The organism is Caballeronia calidae (assembly GCF_900044055.2).
Taxonomy (GTDB): domain Bacteria; phylum Pseudomonadota; class Gammaproteobacteria; order Burkholderiales; family Burkholderiaceae; genus Caballeronia; species Caballeronia calidae.
Window position 1 is genome coordinate 101,836 of record NZ_FCOX02000004.1, and the last position, 16,636, is coordinate 118,471.

Consider the following 16,636-nt stretch of genomic DNA (forward strand, 5'->3'; position numbering starts at 1 on the left):
CGATGCCGCGCGACGGGGCATTGCACCAACATCGGGCGAGGCGCGATGAGCGCTCGCAGCGCACGTTGCACCATGCTCAACCGCGCGCTGCAAGGCTCGCGCACCGTTTCGATGCTCCTTGCGCCAACTTGGCCCGGAACTTGCGAAAAGAGCCCCTTTTCCGAACTCCACGGCGCGAAACATGCAGGCACTCCAATCCGGCACCGACACTCTCTTTCTGCTGCTTGGCGCCGCGATGGTGCTTGCGATGCACGCGGGTTTCGCGTTCCTCGAACTCGGCACCGTACGGCGCGAGAATCAGGTGAACGCGCTCGTGAAGATCCTCGTGGATTTCGCGGTGTCGACGCTCGCGTACTTCTTCATCGGCTACAACATCGCGTACGGCGTGCAGTTCATGCACAGCGCCGATATCCTCGCCGAGCACAACGGCTATGCGCTCGTGCGCTTCTTCTTCCTGCTGACCTTCGCCGCCGCGATTCCGGCGATCGTGTCGGGCGGCATCGCCGAGCGCTCGAAGTTCAATCCGCAACTCTTCGCGACCTGCGTGATCGTCGGCTTCATCTATCCGTTGCTGGAAGGCGTCGCGTGGAACGAGCGCTTCGGCATTCAGGCGTGGCTCGCGCACGTCTTCGGCGCGCCGTTTCATGATTTCGCCGGTTCGGTCGTGGTGCACGCGTTCGGCGGATGGGTCGCGCTGCCGGCCGTGCTGCTGCTCGGGCCGCGTCACGGGCGCTATCACAAGGACGGGCGCATCGCCGCGCATCCGCCTTCGAGCATTCCGTTTCTCGCGCTCGGCGCGTGGGTGCTCGCGGTCGGCTGGTTCGGCTTCAATGTGATGAGCGCGCAGACCGTCGACAAGATCAGCGGCCTCGTCGCGGTGAACTCGCTGATGGCGATGGTCGGCGGCACGCTCGCCGCGTGGTTCGCGGGCCGCAACGATCCGGGCTTCACCTATAACGGGCCGCTCGCGGGTCTGGTCGCGGTGTGCGCGGGCTCGGACCTGATGCATCCGCTCGGCGCGCTGATCGTCGGCGCGGTCGCCGGCGTGCTTTTCGTACAGATGTTCACGTGCGTGCAGAACCGCTGGCGCATCGACGACGTGCTCGGCGTGTGGCCGCTGCACGGCATGTGCGGCGCGTGGGGCGGCATCTCGGCGGGCATCTTCGGGCAGAAGGCGTTCGGCGGCATCGGCGGCGTGTCGATCTGGTCGCAGCTCATCGGCACGGCGGGCGCGGTGGCGCTTGCGCTCGCGGGCGGCGCGGCCGTGTATGGCGCGATCAAGGCGACCGTCGGCTTGCGGCTCGATCGCGAAGAGGAATTCAACGGCGCCGATCTCGCGATCCATCGCATCTCGGCGACGCCCGATCGGGAAATGGCGGGTTGATGCCGCGTCGATAGCGGTGCCGCGCGTGAGGAGGCGGCTCGGTCTTTGCTGTACCGTAGCCAAGCCCTCAAGCCCAGCGAGCCCGCGCAATGTCGAACAATCACGCCTCCCGCCAGCCCGGCATCATCGAAGAACTCAAGATTCCCGCCATCTTCGATCTCGAAGCGGAACGCGAGCGGCGCATCGCGTTTCTCGCGGACTATCTCGAAGCGCAGAACCTCAGAACCTACGTGCTCGGCATCAGCGGCGGCGTCGATTCGTCGACGGCGGGCCGTCTCGCGCAGCTCGCGGTCGAACGCCTGCGGGCGCGTAACGGGGATGCGCGCTTCATCGCGATGCGTCTGCCCTACGGCGAGCAGCGCGACGAAGCCGATGCGCAGCGCGCGCTCGCATTCATCCGGCCCGACGAGACGCTCACCGTCAACGTGAAGCCCGCCGCCGACGCGATGCGCGAATCGCTCGCGGCTGCCGGACTGTCGTATCGCGATGCGAGTCACGAAGATTTCGTGCTCGGCAATATCAAGGCACGTCAGCGGATGATCGCGCAATACGCGGTGGCCGCCGCGCATGCGGGCGTCGTGATCGGCACGGACCACGCGGCCGAATCGCTGATGGGCTTCTTCACCAAGTTCGGCGACGGCGGCGCGGACGTGCTGCCGCTCTACGGCCTGAACAAGCGCCGCGTGCGCGCGCTGGCTGAAGCGCTGGGCGCGAGCACCGAGGTCGCGAGAAAGGTGCCGACCGCCGACCTCGAAACGCTCACGCCGATGAAACCCGACGAAGACAGCTACGGCATCAGCTACGAGGACATCGACGATTTCCTCGAAGGCAAGCGCGTTTCCGACGAGGTCTACACGACCGTCTACCGCTTCTACGATGCGACGCATCATAAGCGCGCGTTGCCGGTCACGCCCTACGACGACTGGCGCAGCCACGCACTTCGCTGAAACGCCGTGAGCGCCGGGCCCGATTGACGCGCGCGCCGCGTCCCGTGAAAATGCCCGGCCCGGCGTAATCCTCGATCGTCCTGCCGCTTTCGGGCGCGCCGGTTACGATATACCGGTCGATTCCCTCGGAGGCGCTACGCTTGGACTCCACTGAGACCGCGACACTCGATCTGCCGCTGCCCGCGCGCAATTTCGCCTGGACGCGAAAGATGCTCCTGCTCGTGCTGGCCGCGTCGATCGTGATTCCGCTCGCGTGCCTGTGCATCTATGGCTATTACGATCATCAGCGCCGCTTCGCGGATGCGCAGGAACTCACCGAGCGTCTGACGCGCGTGGCGAACGAGCACGCGCTCAAGGTGATCGACCTGAATCAGCAGCTCGAGACACGCATCGTCGATCTGCTCGGCGACAGCGACGACGCGAGCATCAGGAGCCGCGAAGAAGGGCTGCATCGCACGCTCGACGACATGAGCGGCACGCTCGCGCAGATCGCCGCCATCTCCGTGTTCGGCGAAAAGGGCGCGCTGCTCGCCAACAGCCGCTGGTATCCGGCGCCCGCCGTGACCATCTCCGAGCGCGACGATTTCGAAGCGGCGCGCGCGATCGCGCCGGTCACCTACTTCTCGCTGCCGTTGCGCGGAAAAGTGGCGCGCTCGGACGTCTTCACGACGACGATGGGCCGCATCGGCCGCAACGGGCAGTTTCTCGGCGTCGTGTCGATCGCGGTCAAGCGCGGCTATTTCACCGACTTCTATCGCGAACTCGCGGCGGGGGATCGCGCGGTGGTCATCGGGCTGTACCGGCGCGACGGCAACATCCTCGCGCGCTTTCCGGCGAGCGAGGACGGCACCCAGCCTGCGACGAACACGCCGTTCACCAACGCATTTCGCAACAACGAGCTGTACGGCACCATCCGCATGCGCTCGAGCGTCGATCACGTCGAACGGCTGCTCGCGTTCCGGCGCGTGGGCGACTATCCGCTCTATGTCGCGACCGGCTACGCGACGTCGGCGGTGGAAGTGCGCTGGCGCGACAATCTCGTGCTCGTCGCGTCGATCGCGCTATTGCCGTGCATCGGCGTATGGCTGCTGATCGCGTTCTCGATCCGCCGCCTCGACGCCGAGCAGGCCGCATGGGAGCGCTGGCAGGCCGAAGTCGCGACGCGCCTTTCCATCGAGGCATCGAGCCGGCAATTGCGGCGCATGGGCGCGCTCGGCAATCTCGTCGCGAACGTCGCGCACGACTTCAACAATCTGCTGATGGTGGTCGGCTCGAACATGGAACTCGCGCGGCGCAAGCACTTCAACGGCGTCGAGAGCGAAGTGCTCGCGGTGGAGCGCGCGACGGCCGGCGCCGAATCGCTCGCGCGGCGGCTGATGAGCGTCGCGCGCAAGCAGCCGCTCAGGCAGGAGATGATCGATCCCGCCGACTGGCTGCGAAGCGTGCTCGGTCTCGTGAAGAAGTCGGTGCATCCGTCCGTCACGGTGACGCTGGAGCTGTCGCCCGATCTGTGGAAGGTGATGGCCGATCCGGTCGAGCTGGAGCTCGCGCTCGTGAATATCGCGGTGAATGCGAGCGATGCGATGCCGCGCGGCGGACGCGTCGTGATCCGCTGTCAGAACGCGCGCGTGCGCAGCGCGGAAATCGATATCCCCGATGGCGAATACGTGCTGATCTCGATCACCGACAACGGCGAGGGCATGGCCGAGCAGGTGCGGCGGCGCGCCTTCGAGCCGCTCTTCACGACCAAGCAGCGCGGCGCGGGCACGGGTCTCGGTCTCGCTCAGGTGCTCGCCGCGTGCGAGCAGGCGGGCGGCACCGCGCGCATCACGAGCGTGCCGGACGCGGGCACGACCGTGCGGCTTTATCTGGCGCGGCATCATGGTCCCGTGCCGGCGACGCCGGATGTTCACATGCCCTCGGAGATCGCGCCGCCGCCGCTCGTGCCCGCGCGCGGCGATCCCGAAGCGCCGCTGCGCGGCACGTCGGTGCTGCTCGTCGAAGACAACGCGGATGTCGCGGCGGGCGTGACGGCGGTGCGCGAAGTGTTCGGCTGCGCGGTGCATCACGAAGTGAGCGCCGATGCCGCGTTCGCGCTATTGGGCGAGGGCTACGCCTTCGATCTCGTGCTCTCCGACGTGCAGATGCCGGGCAGCATGAACGGCATCGATCTGGCCGAGCAGATCACGAAGCGCCTGCCATCGCAGAAGCTCGTGCTGATGACGGGTTATGCGGACGAGCTGGAACGCGCGAAGCATCTCGGCGTGCCGATTCTCGCGAAGCCCTTCGACATGGACGATCTGCTCGATCTGATCGCGCCGGGCGTGCCGCATTGATCGCGCTCAGCGCTTGTTGCCTTGCACCGACCGCGCGCCGACGAGCGGATTGAAGGCCGCGCGCTTCGGTTGCGCCGCGGCTTGCGCGTTCTCCTTCGCCGCCGGGCGCTTCGAACGCGATGATGCGTTGCCGCCCAGTTGAGTCAGCAGGTCTTCGTCGTCTTCGGGCGGTTCTTCGTCGGTCTGCGGCGCGCTGCCCGCGAGATGCTCGACGACCGACATGAAATCTTTCTGCGCGCTCTTCAACGCGCGCCCCGGCATCATGACGAGCACGACCGCTTCCCGCACCGTATGGCCGTCGACGGTTTGCAGCGTGCCTGCCTCGTTCCAGTCGATGCCGCTGTCCGCATACGCCGCGACGACGTGATGCAGCACCGCGGGCGACATCACGCCCGCATCGTAGAGCCCGACGATCTGCCGCTCGGCGAGCGCGAACAGAGTCGGGGCGCTTTGCGCGCCGCGCTTCGGCTTCCTCGCGGCCATTCACTTCGCGACGGGCGCGACCCGCCACACCGTATTGCCGACGTCATCGGCGACGAGCAGCGCGCCTTTGCCATCGACCGCGACGCCCACGGGCCGACCGAGCGCATGGCCATCCGATGACAGGAAGCCCGTCAGGATATCCTCGGGCGGACCCGAGGGCTTGCCGTTCTCGAAGGGCACGAAGATGACCTTGTAGCCGCTCCTCGGCTTGCGATTCCACGAGCCATGCTGACCGATGAACGCGCCATTGCGATAGCGCTCCGGGAACGCCTTGCCGTCATAGAACGTGAGACCGAGCGATGCGGTGTGCGCGCCGATCGCATAGTCCGGCACGATGGCCGATTGCACGAGATCCGCGCGTTGCGGCTTCACGCGGTCATCGACATGCTGTCCGTAATAGCTATACGGCCAGCCATAGAACGCGCCGTCTTTAACGGACGTCAGATAGTCGGGCACGAGCTCGTTGCCGAGCTCGTCGCGTTCGTTCACGACGGTCCACAGCGCGCCGCTCTGCGGCTGCCACGACATGCCGTTCGGGTTGCGCAGGCCCGTTGCGAAGAGGCGCGTCTGCTTCGATTCGATATCCACTTCCATGATCGCCGCGCGCCCGTTCTCCGCGTCGATGCCGTTCTCCGCCGCGTTGCTGTTCGAACCGACCGTCACATAAAGCTTCTTGCCGTCGCGGCTCGCGATGATGTTCTTCGTCCAGTGATGATTGATGTCGCCTGCGGGCAAGTCCATGAACTTCTCGCCGGGCGTGGAAAGTTGCGTCGCGCCGCTCTCGTACTTGAAGCGCAGGATCGCGTCGGTATCGGCGACATAGAGATCATCGCCGATGAGCGCCATGCCGAACGGCGAATGCAGCTTGTCGATGAACACGGTGCGCGTTTCCGCGACCCCGTCGCCATCGGCATCGCGCAGCAGCATGATGCGATCCGGGCTCGGCACGCCGGCGCCCGCGCGCTTCTGCACCTTCTTCATCACGAAGCCCTTGAGGCCGGCGCTTTCGTCGTGCTGCGCGGGCGCGTTGCTTTCGGCGACGAGCACATCGCCATTGGGCAGCGTCGCGAGCCAGCGCGGATGATTCAGTTGCGCGCCGAACGCGGTCACGTCGAAGCCCTCGGGCGCCGTGGGCTTTTGTCCCTGCGGCCAGGGTTTCGCCGGCGCGATATTGACCGTCGGCATCAGCGATTTATGCGGCGCGGGCAGCGTCGGATTCGGGCCGAAGCCCGGCGCGTAGTCCTCGCCGATCGCGACGCCGCTCGCGAGTGTCAGCGCGAGTGCGGTCGCAAGTTGCGTCGTTCGTATTTTCAAGCGTTGGCTCCTGTGACGAGTCGGACGTCGACGAATCGGCTCAGCCGCCGCCGATGCCTTGCGTCACCTTGCCGGTGCCGCCGCAGGTCTCGCAGTCGGCGCCGTCGCGCTTGCCGGTGCCGTTGCAGTCCGGACAGAGATCTTCGCCGGTGCCGGGTACGCCGGGCTCGGCTTCATCGCCGGGATTGAGGGGGGGTTGTTGCGCCATCGCTGTCTCCGGAATTCGGGCGGGTCTGCGTCGAATGCGGAGCAAGCGGCGTTCCTCCGCTGCATTGCAAGGCTTGCCGTCGTCTGGCAGTTTTTGCACGCGCGCGCGTCTGGCGGAGACGCAATGAGCGGCGCGCCGCGCTGGTACGCGTGATGCTTGATGGGTCATGCGGCGAGAGCCGCGGCTTTTACCACTGCAACGTCGTCACGCGATGTTTGAAGCGCGACGACATAGCCAGGAGGGATTGTATGAGCGGAAACCAAAAGCAAACGGGCAGCCAGCCGTCCATGCCGAATGAATCGAACCAGCCTCAACGGCAGCACGGCCATCAAGAAAGGTCACCGGGGCAACCGCAACAAGGTCAGACGGGCCAGCGGCAGCAGAACCAGCCGCAACCTCAGCATAAGGGCGGCCAGCGTCAACCTTGATCGTCTTGGAGAAGTGGCATGAAGCACGCGCGCGGTTCCGTTCAATCGGGGCCGCGCGCGATCGTTTTCAGGGCTTGCGTCCGAAGGCCTCGCGCAGGCGCTTCTTCGCGCGTTCCAGCGTGCTCTTGCGCGACTTCGGCAGATTGCGTCCCGCGCGATTGATATAGAAGTTCAACATCGACATCGCCGATTGAAACGGCGAGCCCTTGCGGCGCTTGCTGCGCGTCGACGAACGCTTGAGCGAATCGGCGATTTCCTGCGCATTGCCGGTCTTGAAGATATCGCGCTGGATGTCCATTGCGTCGCTCGTTTCCATCACGTGATGCGACCAGCGGTGCGCGGATCGCGTCGGCTTCTTGCGCGTGCTCGCGAGCGAATGTCTCTGCCGCGTGCTGGGACGCTTGCCGCTGCCCGTTTTCTTCGACGCTGTTCTCGTGCTCGTTGCCATGGCTTTTCCTCAACGCTCTTTCCGATGATGCCCGACGAGCCGATGCGCTTCCCGCAACGCATCGACGATCGCCTTGTAGGCACGCTCGCGTGTCTCGGGATCGGGCGCGCGCAACGCGAACGACGGGTGATAGGTCGCGACGATCGCATGGCCTTCCTGCTCGATCGCGTGTCCCATCGACGCCTGCAACGTGGCCTTCGAATCGCGCAGCACGGACTTGAGCGCGGTCGAACCCAGCGCGACGATCACCTTCGGCGCGACATCGCCCGTCTCGCGGTCGAGCCAGTAGTGGCATGCATCGATCTCGCGCTGCGCGGGCGTCTTGTGCAGGCGCCGCTTGCCGCGCGGCTCCCACTTGAAGTGCTTCACGGCATTGGTGACATACACCTCCTTGCGCGCGACGCCGGCCTCCGCGAGCGCGCGATCGAGCATCGCGCCGGCGGGCCCGACGAAGGGCTTGCCCTGCAAGTCTTCCTGGTCGCCAGGCTGCTCGCCGACGATCATCATCGGCGCGTGACGCGGACCTTTGCCGGGTACGGCTTGCGTCGCGTGTTCCCAGAGCGCGCAGCGGCGGCATTCGTCCAGCGATTCGGGTGTCTGCTGCGGCTCGACGCCGGGTTGCTTCGTCGTCATCGTGCTTCGCTCATGCATTCGCGATGCGGCGTGCGTCGTCGAGCGTGAGCGGCTCGCGCATCGCTTCGGCGAGACGGCACACGGCCGCGTCGTATTCACAGGCGACGACCGCGCCCACACGCCCATCCTTCAGCAGATAGGCGATGAAATGCTGCGCATCGAGATCGCCATCTATTTCGATGCTGTCCGGCTCGCTCACATGCCCGAGATAGTCGAAGGTCTTTTCGTAGTGATAGGTCCAGAAGTAGGGCACGCCGACATACTCGCGCGCCTGACCCGCCATGTTGTAAGCGGCGACGCGCGCATGCTGCTGCGCGACGCGCCAGTGCTCGATGCGCACGCTCTGATCCGAGCGCGGCAGAGGAAAGCGTGCGATATCGCCGGCTGCATGGAGCGCGGGCGCGGCGAGCATGGCAGCGTCGACATTGACGCCGCCGTCATCCGCGAGCGCGACGCCCGACAGAAACGATGTCGCGGGCTCGACGCCCGTGCCGGCGATCACGACATCCGCCGCGAGCTTTTCGCCTGAATCGAGGATCACTTCGCTCACTGCATCGTTGCCCGTGAACGCGCTGACACGCGCATTCATATGAAACGTGACACCGTTCTTTTCGTGGAGCTTCCTGAACATCTCGCCGATGCGCTCGCCGAACTGCTTCGCGAACGGCACCTTGCCCGGCGCGACGACGGCCACCTCCATCTCGCGTTTCCTCAGACACGAAGCCACTTCGAGCCCGATGAAACTCGCCCCGACGATCACCGCGCGTTTGCGTCCTTCGAGCGATTGCAGAATCGCGCGCGCATCATCGCGTGTGCGCAGCAAATGGACGCGTTTCAGATTCGCGCCGGGAATGTCGAGCGGCTTCGGCACGCCGCCGGTGCAGACGAGTGCAGCGTCGTAATCGATCTTCTGGCCGTTCGCCAGCTCGGCGCGCTTCGCTTTCGCGTCGAGCTTCACGGCCTGCGATTCGATGCGCTCAATGCCGTGTTTCTCGAAGAATTCGCTGTCGAGCAGAGGCGGGACGTCGTCGGGCGGCATGTCGCCGGCGAGCGTGAACTTGCTGAGCGAGGTGCGATCGTAGGGCACGCGCGCATCGTCGCCGGCGAGCACGATGCGGCCATCGAAGCCCGCTTCGCGCAAAGCCGAGCACGCGGCCGCGCCCGCCGCGCCCGCACCGACGATCAGCATGGTGCGGCTCGTATTGGCTTGCGTCGTCGGCACATCGCCGCTTTCGACAGGCTCCGGCGATACATACACGTCGCCGTCTCTGATCGTCGCTTCGTAACGCGTCAGCGACTTGAGCGGCGGCGGCTCGACGAGACTGCCGTCGCGCACGTCGAACGTGCCCTTGTGCCACGGACACACGATGCGTCCGTTGCAGATCGCGCCTTCATCGAGCGGGCCGCCTGCATGCGGACATTCGGCGGTGTAGGCGCGCACGGCATCGCCGTCGCGCACGAGCAGGATGGGCGTTTCCTTCGCGTCCTTGTCGTCGCTCTTGACGCACACGCGTATGCCGCGCCCGGCGGGCAGATCCGCGAAGCGCGCGACTTTATGCAGGGTCGGGGACATCGCACTCTCCGTTGGCTGAAGCACTGAGCCATACGGAGAGCGCGAAGCAATTATCGGACCGCGAACATGCGCTTTGATTAAAGCGCTTCGGTCACGGCGCGCAGGAACTGCCGCGTGCGCTCATGCTGCGGCGCGGTGAAAAACTGCTGCGGCGGCGCCTGCTCGATGATCTTGCCTTGCGAGAAGAAGCACACGCGATCGGCGAATTCCTTCGCGAAGCCCATCTGGTGCGTGACCATCAGCATCGTGAGGTTGTGCTCCGTGCCGAGACGGCGAATCACGTTGAGCACTTCGCCACAGAGTTCAGGATCGAGCGCGGACGTCACTTCGTCGAAGAGCATGATCTTCGGACGCATTGCGAGCGCGCGCGCAATCGCGACGCGCTGCTGCTGTCCGCCCGACAACTGCGACGGATAGTGATTGCACTTCTCGGAGAGGCCGACCATCGAGAGCAGTTCGCGCGCGCGCTCGGTCGCTTCCTTCTTCGAGAGCCCGAGCACGCTCATCGGCGCTTCGATGGTATTCGCGAGCGCGGTCATGTGCGGAAACAGATTGAAGCTCTGAAACACCATGCCGATCTTGCTGCGCACCTGCCGCACATGCCGCGGCGACGCGGGCACGAGCTTGCCGCCGCGCATCTCGTGCGTGAGCGGCTCGCCATCCACTTCGATGACGCCGTCGGTGAGGGGATCGAGCGTCATCAGCACGCGCAGAAGCGTGGACTTGCCCGAGCCGCTCGGCCCGATGATCGCCACCTTCTCGTTCGGCGCGACTTCCAGATCGAGGCCGTCGAGCACGGTGAGCGCGCCGTAGCGCTTGGTGACGTTGCTAAAGCGCACGATCGGCGCGTTCGCGTTCTTCTCTGCCGCCGCGCCGAGCGCCGGATCGAGGTCTCGTTTCATCTGCTGCTCCTGAAATTGAGTCGCGGTCATGGCAGCCTCACGCGCCGTTCGAGATGACGCACGCCCGAGGCGAACGTCACGCTGATGATGAGAAAGAAGATGCCGGTCATCGTGATCGGCTCGAGATAGCGGAAGGTCTCGGAGCCGATGTTCTTCGCCTGCTGCATCAGTTCGACGACGGTGATCGCGGAGAGCACCGGCGTGTCCTTGAACATCGCGACGAGATAGTTGCCGAGCGCGGGAATCACCGGGCGGATCGCCTGCGGCAGCACTACGCCGGTATAGGTGCGCCAGGGCGAGAGCGACAGCGCGCACGATGCTTCCCATTGCCCGCGCGCGACGCCGTTGAGCCCCGCGCGATACACCTCGGACACATAGCACGCATAGTGCACCGCGATGCCGAGCGTGCCCGCCGTCAGCGCGGACATCGTGAAACCGTAAAGCGGCGCGACATAGAAGAGCACATACACCTGAATCAGCAGTGGCGTGCTGCGTATGAACTCGATGAAAAACGCGGTCGTCTTCGCGAGCGGCGCGAATTCGCTGCGCCGCATGATCGCGAGCACGAGGCCGAGCACGAGCGCGATCGCAAAGCCGATGAGTGTGATGCCGATCGTATAGGTCGCCGCGCGCGCCAGCTCGGGCAGGATATGCAGCGCGTATTTCACATCGAAGAGTTGACCCAGCGTCGTCATGATGCGGCCCTCGGAACGGTGCTGCGGATGGCGACATGGCTGCTCACGCGCCGCTCGAACACGCGCATCACGGCGACGATCACCTGCGCGAGCACGAAGTAGATGAGGAGCGTGAGCCCGAAGACTTCGGCCGTCTTGAACGTGGCTTCATCGAGCTGGCGCGCGCGGAACGTGAGATCCGAGAGCGTGATCAGCGAGACGAGCGACGTGCCTTTCAGCAGTTCGATCATCAGGTTGGTCGCGGGCGGCAGCGCGTTGATCATCGCCTGCGGCAGCACCACGCGGCGCAGGCGCACCGCGGCCGGCATGTTCAGCGCGAGCGCCGCTTCGTATTGCCCGCCCGGCACCGAGCGCAGCGCGCCGCGCAGGATCTCCGAGCCATACGCGCCGTAGTGCAGCCCCAATCCGACGATGGCGACCGTGAAGGGCGTCAGCTGCAGATTGAAGGGCGGCAGCGGCAGCACGAAGAAAAGCCAGAACAGCTGCACGAGCAGCGACGTGCCGCGAAACACCTCGACATATACGTTGCCCGCCCAGCGCACGACGCGGTATGGCGCAGCGCGCAACGCCGTCGCGACACCCGCCATGACGATCGCGAGCAGGATGCTGATGACGGCGATCTGGATCGTGACGAGCGTGCCCTTCATCATCAGGGGCAGAAGCTCATTGAGGTCACTCATGACGGTTCCTCGCTAATGGATGAACGCTGCGCGCAGCGATGGACGGATGCTCAGCCCGCGCAAAGCTCGGGCGCTTTCTTCGTCGTCACGTTCGACTTGTCGAAGCCGAAGGGCGCGACCGTCTTCAGATGGTCCTCGGTGCCGAGCCACTGATGCAGCTCCTTATTCACGGCATCGCGCAGATCGGTGTCCTCCGGACGGAACGCGAGCGCGCCATAACCGGTGTGCTTCGGATCGTCGTTGAACTGGCTGATCGCCTCGACCTGCGGGCCGCCCTTCGATGCGAGACCCTTCATCGTCAATGCGGTGCCGACGGCCGCATCGGCGCGGCGCGCGCGCACGGCCTGCAATTGCGCGGTGGTGTCCGGAACCTGCAGGATCTGGTCATCCTTGATGCCGGCCTGACGCGCATAGCCCAACTCGGCCGTCCCTGCCATCACAGCAAGTTTCGTGTCCGGTTGCTTCGCGACATCGGCATAGCTGTGCAGGTTCTTCGGGTTGCCCTTCATCGTCAGCAGCGTGTCGGGGATCTGGTATTGCGGATCGGCGAACGCCACTTGCTTGCAACGCTCGGGCGTGATGTACATGCCCGCCGCGATCACGTCGAAGCGGCCGGCCTTCAGGCCCGGAATCAGCGCGCCCCACTCGGTCAGCACCGCATCCACCTTCTTCACGCCGAGCTTCGCGAACACCTTCTTCGCGATCTCGGGCGATTCGCCGGTCACGGTGCCGTCGGGCGTCGTGTAGGCGAAGGGCGTTTCGTTCGCATAGCCGATACGCACCTCGCCGGTGCGCTGGATGCGCTGCAGCGTGGTTTCCGCGCTCGCGCTCGTGGCATAGGCGGCAAGGCTCGCTGCCGCGACGCACGCCGCTGCCAGCATGCCAGACAGTCGCTTCGTGTTCATATCGTTCCCGTAGTAATGGTTCTTCAAGCGTGGTCGAGTGAGGGCAATCCAATGGCGGCATCGAAAGCGAGAGACAGAGAAAACCCTTACTCCACAGGGCTTTGAGGCGACTCGCAGCACAGCCACCGATGCAGAATACAAAGCCATATATTTGTTCCGATTGCTCTAGGACAATTATTTTCGCGCGGGCTTTTGCGCCACTATTGCGTATGGAACCCGGTATGCGAGGAGCAGGAAGTGAATGAAAGATGGCGCGACGCCGTGCGTACGGTGCAGGGCGTGCAGTCCAAGTACAAGCGGCTCGTCAAGGCGATGGCCGCCGATATAGAAAACGGCGCGCTCGCGTCGGGCGAACGCCTGCCGCCGCAGCGCGAGGTCGCGGCGGATCTCGCGATCAGCGTGCAGACCGTGACCAACGCGTACAAGGAACTCGAAAGGCAAGGGCTGATCCGCTGCGAAGTGGGGCGCGGCAGCTTCGTCTCGGCGCGCGTGACCGAGGCGATGTCCAACTACATGCTCGATACGGCCGAGCGCTCGGTGGTCGATTTTTCGATCGCGCGCATCGTGCATACCCCCGAGCACGACGCGATGTGGCGCAAGGTCTGCGCGACGCTATCGACCATCGAGGATCAGCCGTGGATACGCGCGTTCAGGCCCATCGCGGGCTTCGAGCATCATCGGCAGGCGGGTGTCGCGTGGCTCGCGTCGCTCAATATGCCGGCGAGCGCGGACACGGTGCTCGTCACGAACGGCGCGGCGCACGGCATCTTTCTCGCGCTCGCGTCGATCGTCGGTCCCGGCGATACCGTCTTGTGCGAGAGCCTGACGGATCACGGCGTGATCGGTTCGGCGAACGTACTGGGGTTTACGCTCAAAGGTCTGGAGATCGACGAACACGGGATACGTCCCGAGCACTTCGAGGAAGTCTGCGACAGCGAGCGCGTGAGCGCGCTCGTCTGCACGCCGACGCTGAACAATCCCACGGTCGCGATGATGCCGGATTCACGCCGCCGCGCGATCGCGCGCATCGCGGAGCGCTATGGCGTCTATGTGATCGAAGACGATGTCTATGGCGCGCTGCCCGCGAAGACGCAAACGCCCATCGCGAGCCTGATTCCCGAGCTCGCGTTCTATTGCACGAGCATGACGAAATCGGTGCTGAGCGGTTTGCGCACCGGCTTCATGACGGTGCCGCGCAGGCTCGCGCTGCGCGCGGAAAGCGTGCTGCGCGTGAGTAGCTGGATGGCGACTTCGCCGATCGCCGAAGTCACGGCGCGCTGGATCATGGACGGCACGGCGCAACGTCTCGTGCAGGTTCAACGCGAGCGGCTCGCGGCGCGCCAGAGTGTCGTGCGCGAAGTGCTCGGCGAGTACGTGCTGGGCAGTCATCCGAACGCGCTGTCGGCATGGCTGCGCGTGCCCGACGAATGGGAAGCGGAGCGCATGACGCGCGAATTGCGCAATCGCAATATCGCGGTGACATCGCCCGATCCGTTTCTCGTGCGCGGCGCGGAACGGCCCAATGCGGTGCGGCTTTGCGTGGGCGCGGAGGTCGGCGAAGGCGCGTTTCGCACGGCGATCGAAACGATTCGCGAAGTGTTCGGGCAATACCCGCATGTGCACGACTTCAACTAAATGAACTAGGACAATCGAAAACGATTTTTTAGGACATTAGACTGAGTTGCATCGTTACCCCGAACACGCAACTCAGTCCGATATGTCCGCACTCACGCTCGCCGATGTCTACCGCGCCCGCCAGCGCATCGAAGGACGCGCGCTCGTCACGCCGCTCGTTCAATCGGCGTCGCTCTCGCGTATCGCGGGCGTGCCGGTTCATCTGAAGCTCGAAACGCTGCAACCCACCGGCAGCTTCAAATTGCGCGGCGCGACCAATGCGCTCGCGCAGATCGCCGAGGAAGGCTGCAAGCGCGTCGTCACCGCATCGACGGGCAATCATGGCCGCGCGGTCGCACATGCGGCGCGTGCGCTCGGCATCGAGGCGGCCGTGTGCATGTCTGCGCTCGTGCCGAAGAACAAGGTCGATGCGGTGGCCGCGCTCGGCGCGCGCGTCGTCATCACGGGCAAGAGCCAGGACGATGCGCAGGTCGAAGCGCAACGTCTCGTGCGCGAAGAAGGCTATGCATTCGTGCCGCCTTTCGACGATCAACGCGTGATCGCGGGGCAGGCCACCATGGGCCTCGAAATTCTCGAAGCGCTGCCCGATGCGGCGAGCATCGTCGTGCCCTTGTCGGGCGGCGGCTTGTTCAGCGGCGTCGCGTTCGCGGCGAAGAGCATTCGTCCCCGGGTGAAGATGATCGGCGTGTCGATGGAACGCGGCGCCGCGATGCACGCGAGTCTCGCGGCAGGCAAGCCCGTGTTCGTCGACGAACTCGAAACGCTCGCCGATTCGCTCGGCGGCGGCATCGGCCTGGATAACCAGCATACGTTCGCCATGACGCGCGATCTCGTCGACGAGGTCGTGCTGCTCGATGAGGTGTCGATCGCGCGCGGCATCGTGCATGCCTATCGCGAGGAGCGGCTCGTCATCGAAGGCGCGGCCGCGGTCGGCATGGCGGCGCTGCTCGATGGCGCGATCAAGGCGCAGGGCGGGCCGATCGTCATCGTGGTGAGCGGAAGCAACATCGATATCGAAACGCATCGTCGCCTGATTGGAGCGGCCTAACCTATGTCCAACATCGATACCTCCACCGTACTGCTCGGGCAGGCGCAACTGCGCAAGCTCGTGCCGCTCGACCTCGACGCAATCGAGCAAGTCGAAGCCGCGTTCAGGTCGCTCGCGACCGAAGCCGTCGCGATGCCGCCGATCCTGCGCCTCGACATTCCCGAGCATGATGGCGAAGTCGACGTGAAAACCGCGTATTTGCCGCGCTTTCCGAGCTTCGCGATCAAGGTGAGCCCGGGCTTCTTCAACAATCCGTCGCTCGGCTTGCCGAGCCTGAATGGCCTGATGCTCGTGCTCTCGGCGCGCACGGGTCTCACCGAAGCGGTCTTGCTCGACAACGGTTATCTCACCGCGGTCCGCACGGCGGCCGCGGGCGCGGTCGCGTCGCGCTGGCTTGCGCGCAAGGATGCGAAGCGTGTCGCGATCATCGGCGCGGGCGAGCAGGCGCGTCTGCAACTGAAAGCGTTGCGTCTCGTGCGCGATATCGAGCATGTCACCGTATGGGCGCGCGATTCGAAGAACGCGCAGCAGTTCGCACGCGATTGCGAAGACTTGCCGTGCGAGGTCGCGGACAGCGTCAGTCAGGCGCTCAAACATGCCGACATCGCGATCACGACGACGCCGAGCCGCGAGCCCTTGATTCACGCACGCGATTTGCATCCCGGTCTGCATATCACCGCGATGGGCTCGGATGCCGAGCACAAGAACGAAATTGCGCCGGACGTGTTCACGAAAGCGCGCTACGTATGTGATCGCTTACAGCAGGTGCGCGTGCTGGGCGAACTGCATCACGCGATCGAAGCAGGCGTGACGGATGCTGGCAGTACCTTCGCCGAACTCGGCGAAGTCATCGCGCAAAAAATGCCGGGCCGCGCGAACGACGACGAAATAACCGTGTGCGACCTCACCGGCACCGGTGCGCAGGACACCGCGATTGCAACGCTCGCGATTCAGCGTGCGCGCGCGGCGAAGGCAGGAACCATTTTCCACAACGATGTGACCGCTTGATAGAGGGGA

Annotated in this window: 16 protein-coding genes; 6 read left to right on the forward strand and 10 right to left on the reverse strand. The window is 65.1% G+C overall.

Going from position 1 to position 16,636, the window contains the following annotated elements:
* Positions 1–181 precede the first annotated feature (181 nt).
* The 3 genes from AWB78_RS05815 (at position 182) to AWB78_RS05825 (ending at position 4,667) form a co-directional block, all read left to right on the forward strand.
* Positions 182–1,384 carry an ammonium transporter gene (locus AWB78_RS05815; protein ID WP_062603128.1) on the forward strand — a complete coding sequence of 401 codons (1,203 nt, stop codon included), beginning with the start codon at positions 182–184 and terminating at the stop codon, positions 1,382–1,384.
* 89 nt (positions 1,385–1,473) lie between these two features.
* Positions 1,474–2,331 carry an NAD(+) synthase gene (nadE, locus tag AWB78_RS05820; RefSeq protein WP_062603130.1) on the forward strand — a complete coding sequence of 286 codons (858 nt, stop codon included), beginning with the start codon at positions 1,474–1,476 and terminating at the stop codon, positions 2,329–2,331.
* Between the two features lie 140 nt (positions 2,332–2,471).
* Complete coding sequence (locus tag AWB78_RS05825) at positions 2,472–4,667, forward strand: hybrid sensor histidine kinase/response regulator family protein (RefSeq protein ID WP_062603132.1); 2,196 nt, start codon at positions 2,472–2,474, stop codon at positions 4,665–4,667.
* Positions 4,668–4,673: 6 nt separating this feature from the next.
* Here AWB78_RS05825 and AWB78_RS05830 read toward each other — a convergent pair whose 3' ends face one another.
* The 10 genes from AWB78_RS05830 to ehuB all read right to left on the reverse strand — a co-directional run bounded on the left by AWB78_RS05830 (position 4,674) and on the right by ehuB (position 12,936).
* On the reverse strand, positions 4,674–5,150 hold the full coding sequence (locus AWB78_RS05830; protein WP_062603134.1) for a hypothetical protein: 477 nt from the start codon (positions 5,148–5,150) through the stop codon (positions 4,674–4,676).
* Positions 5,151–6,425: a PQQ-dependent sugar dehydrogenase gene (locus tag AWB78_RS05835; protein ID WP_062603499.1), complete on the reverse strand. Its 1,275-nt coding sequence runs from the start codon at positions 6,423–6,425 to the stop codon at positions 5,151–5,153.
* 79 nt (positions 6,426–6,504) lie between these two features.
* On the reverse strand, positions 6,505–6,672 hold the full coding sequence (locus tag AWB78_RS47560) for a hypothetical protein (protein ID WP_198399221.1): 168 nt from the start codon (positions 6,670–6,672) through the stop codon (positions 6,505–6,507).
* 495 nt (positions 6,673–7,167) lie between these two features.
* A complete protein-coding gene (locus tag AWB78_RS45725) occupies positions 7,168–7,548 on the reverse strand; it encodes a DUF3175 domain-containing protein (RefSeq protein ID WP_062603136.1) in 381 nt (126 codons plus the stop codon).
* A 9-nt stretch (positions 7,549–7,557) separates the two neighbouring features.
* On the reverse strand, positions 7,558–8,181 hold the full coding sequence (locus AWB78_RS45730) for a UdgX family uracil-DNA binding protein (protein WP_232477615.1): 624 nt from the start codon (positions 8,179–8,181) through the stop codon (positions 7,558–7,560).
* Between the two features lie 10 nt (positions 8,182–8,191).
* The gene (locus tag AWB78_RS05850; RefSeq protein ID WP_062603140.1) at positions 8,192–9,754 is read right to left on the reverse strand and encodes an FAD-dependent oxidoreductase; all 1,563 of its coding nucleotides are present in this window, start codon (positions 9,752–9,754) and stop codon (positions 8,192–8,194) included.
* A 77-nt stretch (positions 9,755–9,831) separates the two neighbouring features.
* Positions 9,832–10,656 carry an ectoine/hydroxyectoine ABC transporter ATP-binding protein EhuA gene (ehuA, locus tag AWB78_RS05855; RefSeq protein ID WP_096031752.1) on the reverse strand — a complete coding sequence of 275 codons (825 nt, stop codon included), beginning with the start codon at positions 10,654–10,656 and terminating at the stop codon, positions 9,832–9,834.
* 26 nt (positions 10,657–10,682) lie between these two features.
* On the reverse strand, positions 10,683–11,351 hold the full coding sequence (ehuD, locus tag AWB78_RS05860; RefSeq protein WP_062603144.1) for an ectoine/hydroxyectoine ABC transporter permease subunit EhuD: 669 nt from the start codon (positions 11,349–11,351) through the stop codon (positions 10,683–10,685).
* The gene (ehuC, locus tag AWB78_RS05865; protein ID WP_198399222.1) at positions 11,348–12,031 is read right to left on the reverse strand and encodes an ectoine/hydroxyectoine ABC transporter permease subunit EhuC; all 684 of its coding nucleotides are present in this window, start codon (positions 12,029–12,031) and stop codon (positions 11,348–11,350) included. The genes ehuD and ehuC overlap by 4 nt, the downstream gene beginning before the upstream one ends.
* A gap of 50 nt (positions 12,032–12,081) precedes the next feature.
* Positions 12,082–12,936 (reverse strand): ectoine/hydroxyectoine ABC transporter substrate-binding protein EhuB, encoded by an 855-nt coding sequence (ehuB, locus tag AWB78_RS05870; protein ID WP_062603146.1) that lies wholly within the window; start codon positions 12,934–12,936, stop codon positions 12,082–12,084.
* Positions 12,937–13,173: 237 nt separating this feature from the next.
* On the opposite strand from ehuB, the gene ehuR reads away from it, so the two are divergent.
* The 3 genes from ehuR to AWB78_RS05885 all read left to right on the forward strand — a co-directional run bounded on the left by ehuR (position 13,174) and on the right by AWB78_RS05885 (position 16,627).
* On the forward strand, positions 13,174–14,571 hold the full coding sequence (ehuR, locus tag AWB78_RS05875) for a MocR-like ectoine utilization transcription factor EhuR (protein WP_062603148.1): 1,398 nt from the start codon (positions 13,174–13,176) through the stop codon (positions 14,569–14,571).
* A gap of 82 nt (positions 14,572–14,653) precedes the next feature.
* The gene (gene eutB / locus AWB78_RS05880; RefSeq protein WP_062603150.1) at positions 14,654–15,619 is read left to right on the forward strand and encodes a hydroxyectoine utilization dehydratase EutB; all 966 of its coding nucleotides are present in this window, start codon (positions 14,654–14,656) and stop codon (positions 15,617–15,619) included.
* Between the two features lie 3 nt (positions 15,620–15,622).
* Positions 15,623–16,627: a cyclodeaminase gene (locus AWB78_RS05885; RefSeq protein WP_062603151.1), complete on the forward strand. Its 1,005-nt coding sequence runs from the start codon at positions 15,623–15,625 to the stop codon at positions 16,625–16,627.
* Positions 16,628–16,636 lie beyond the last annotated feature (9 nt).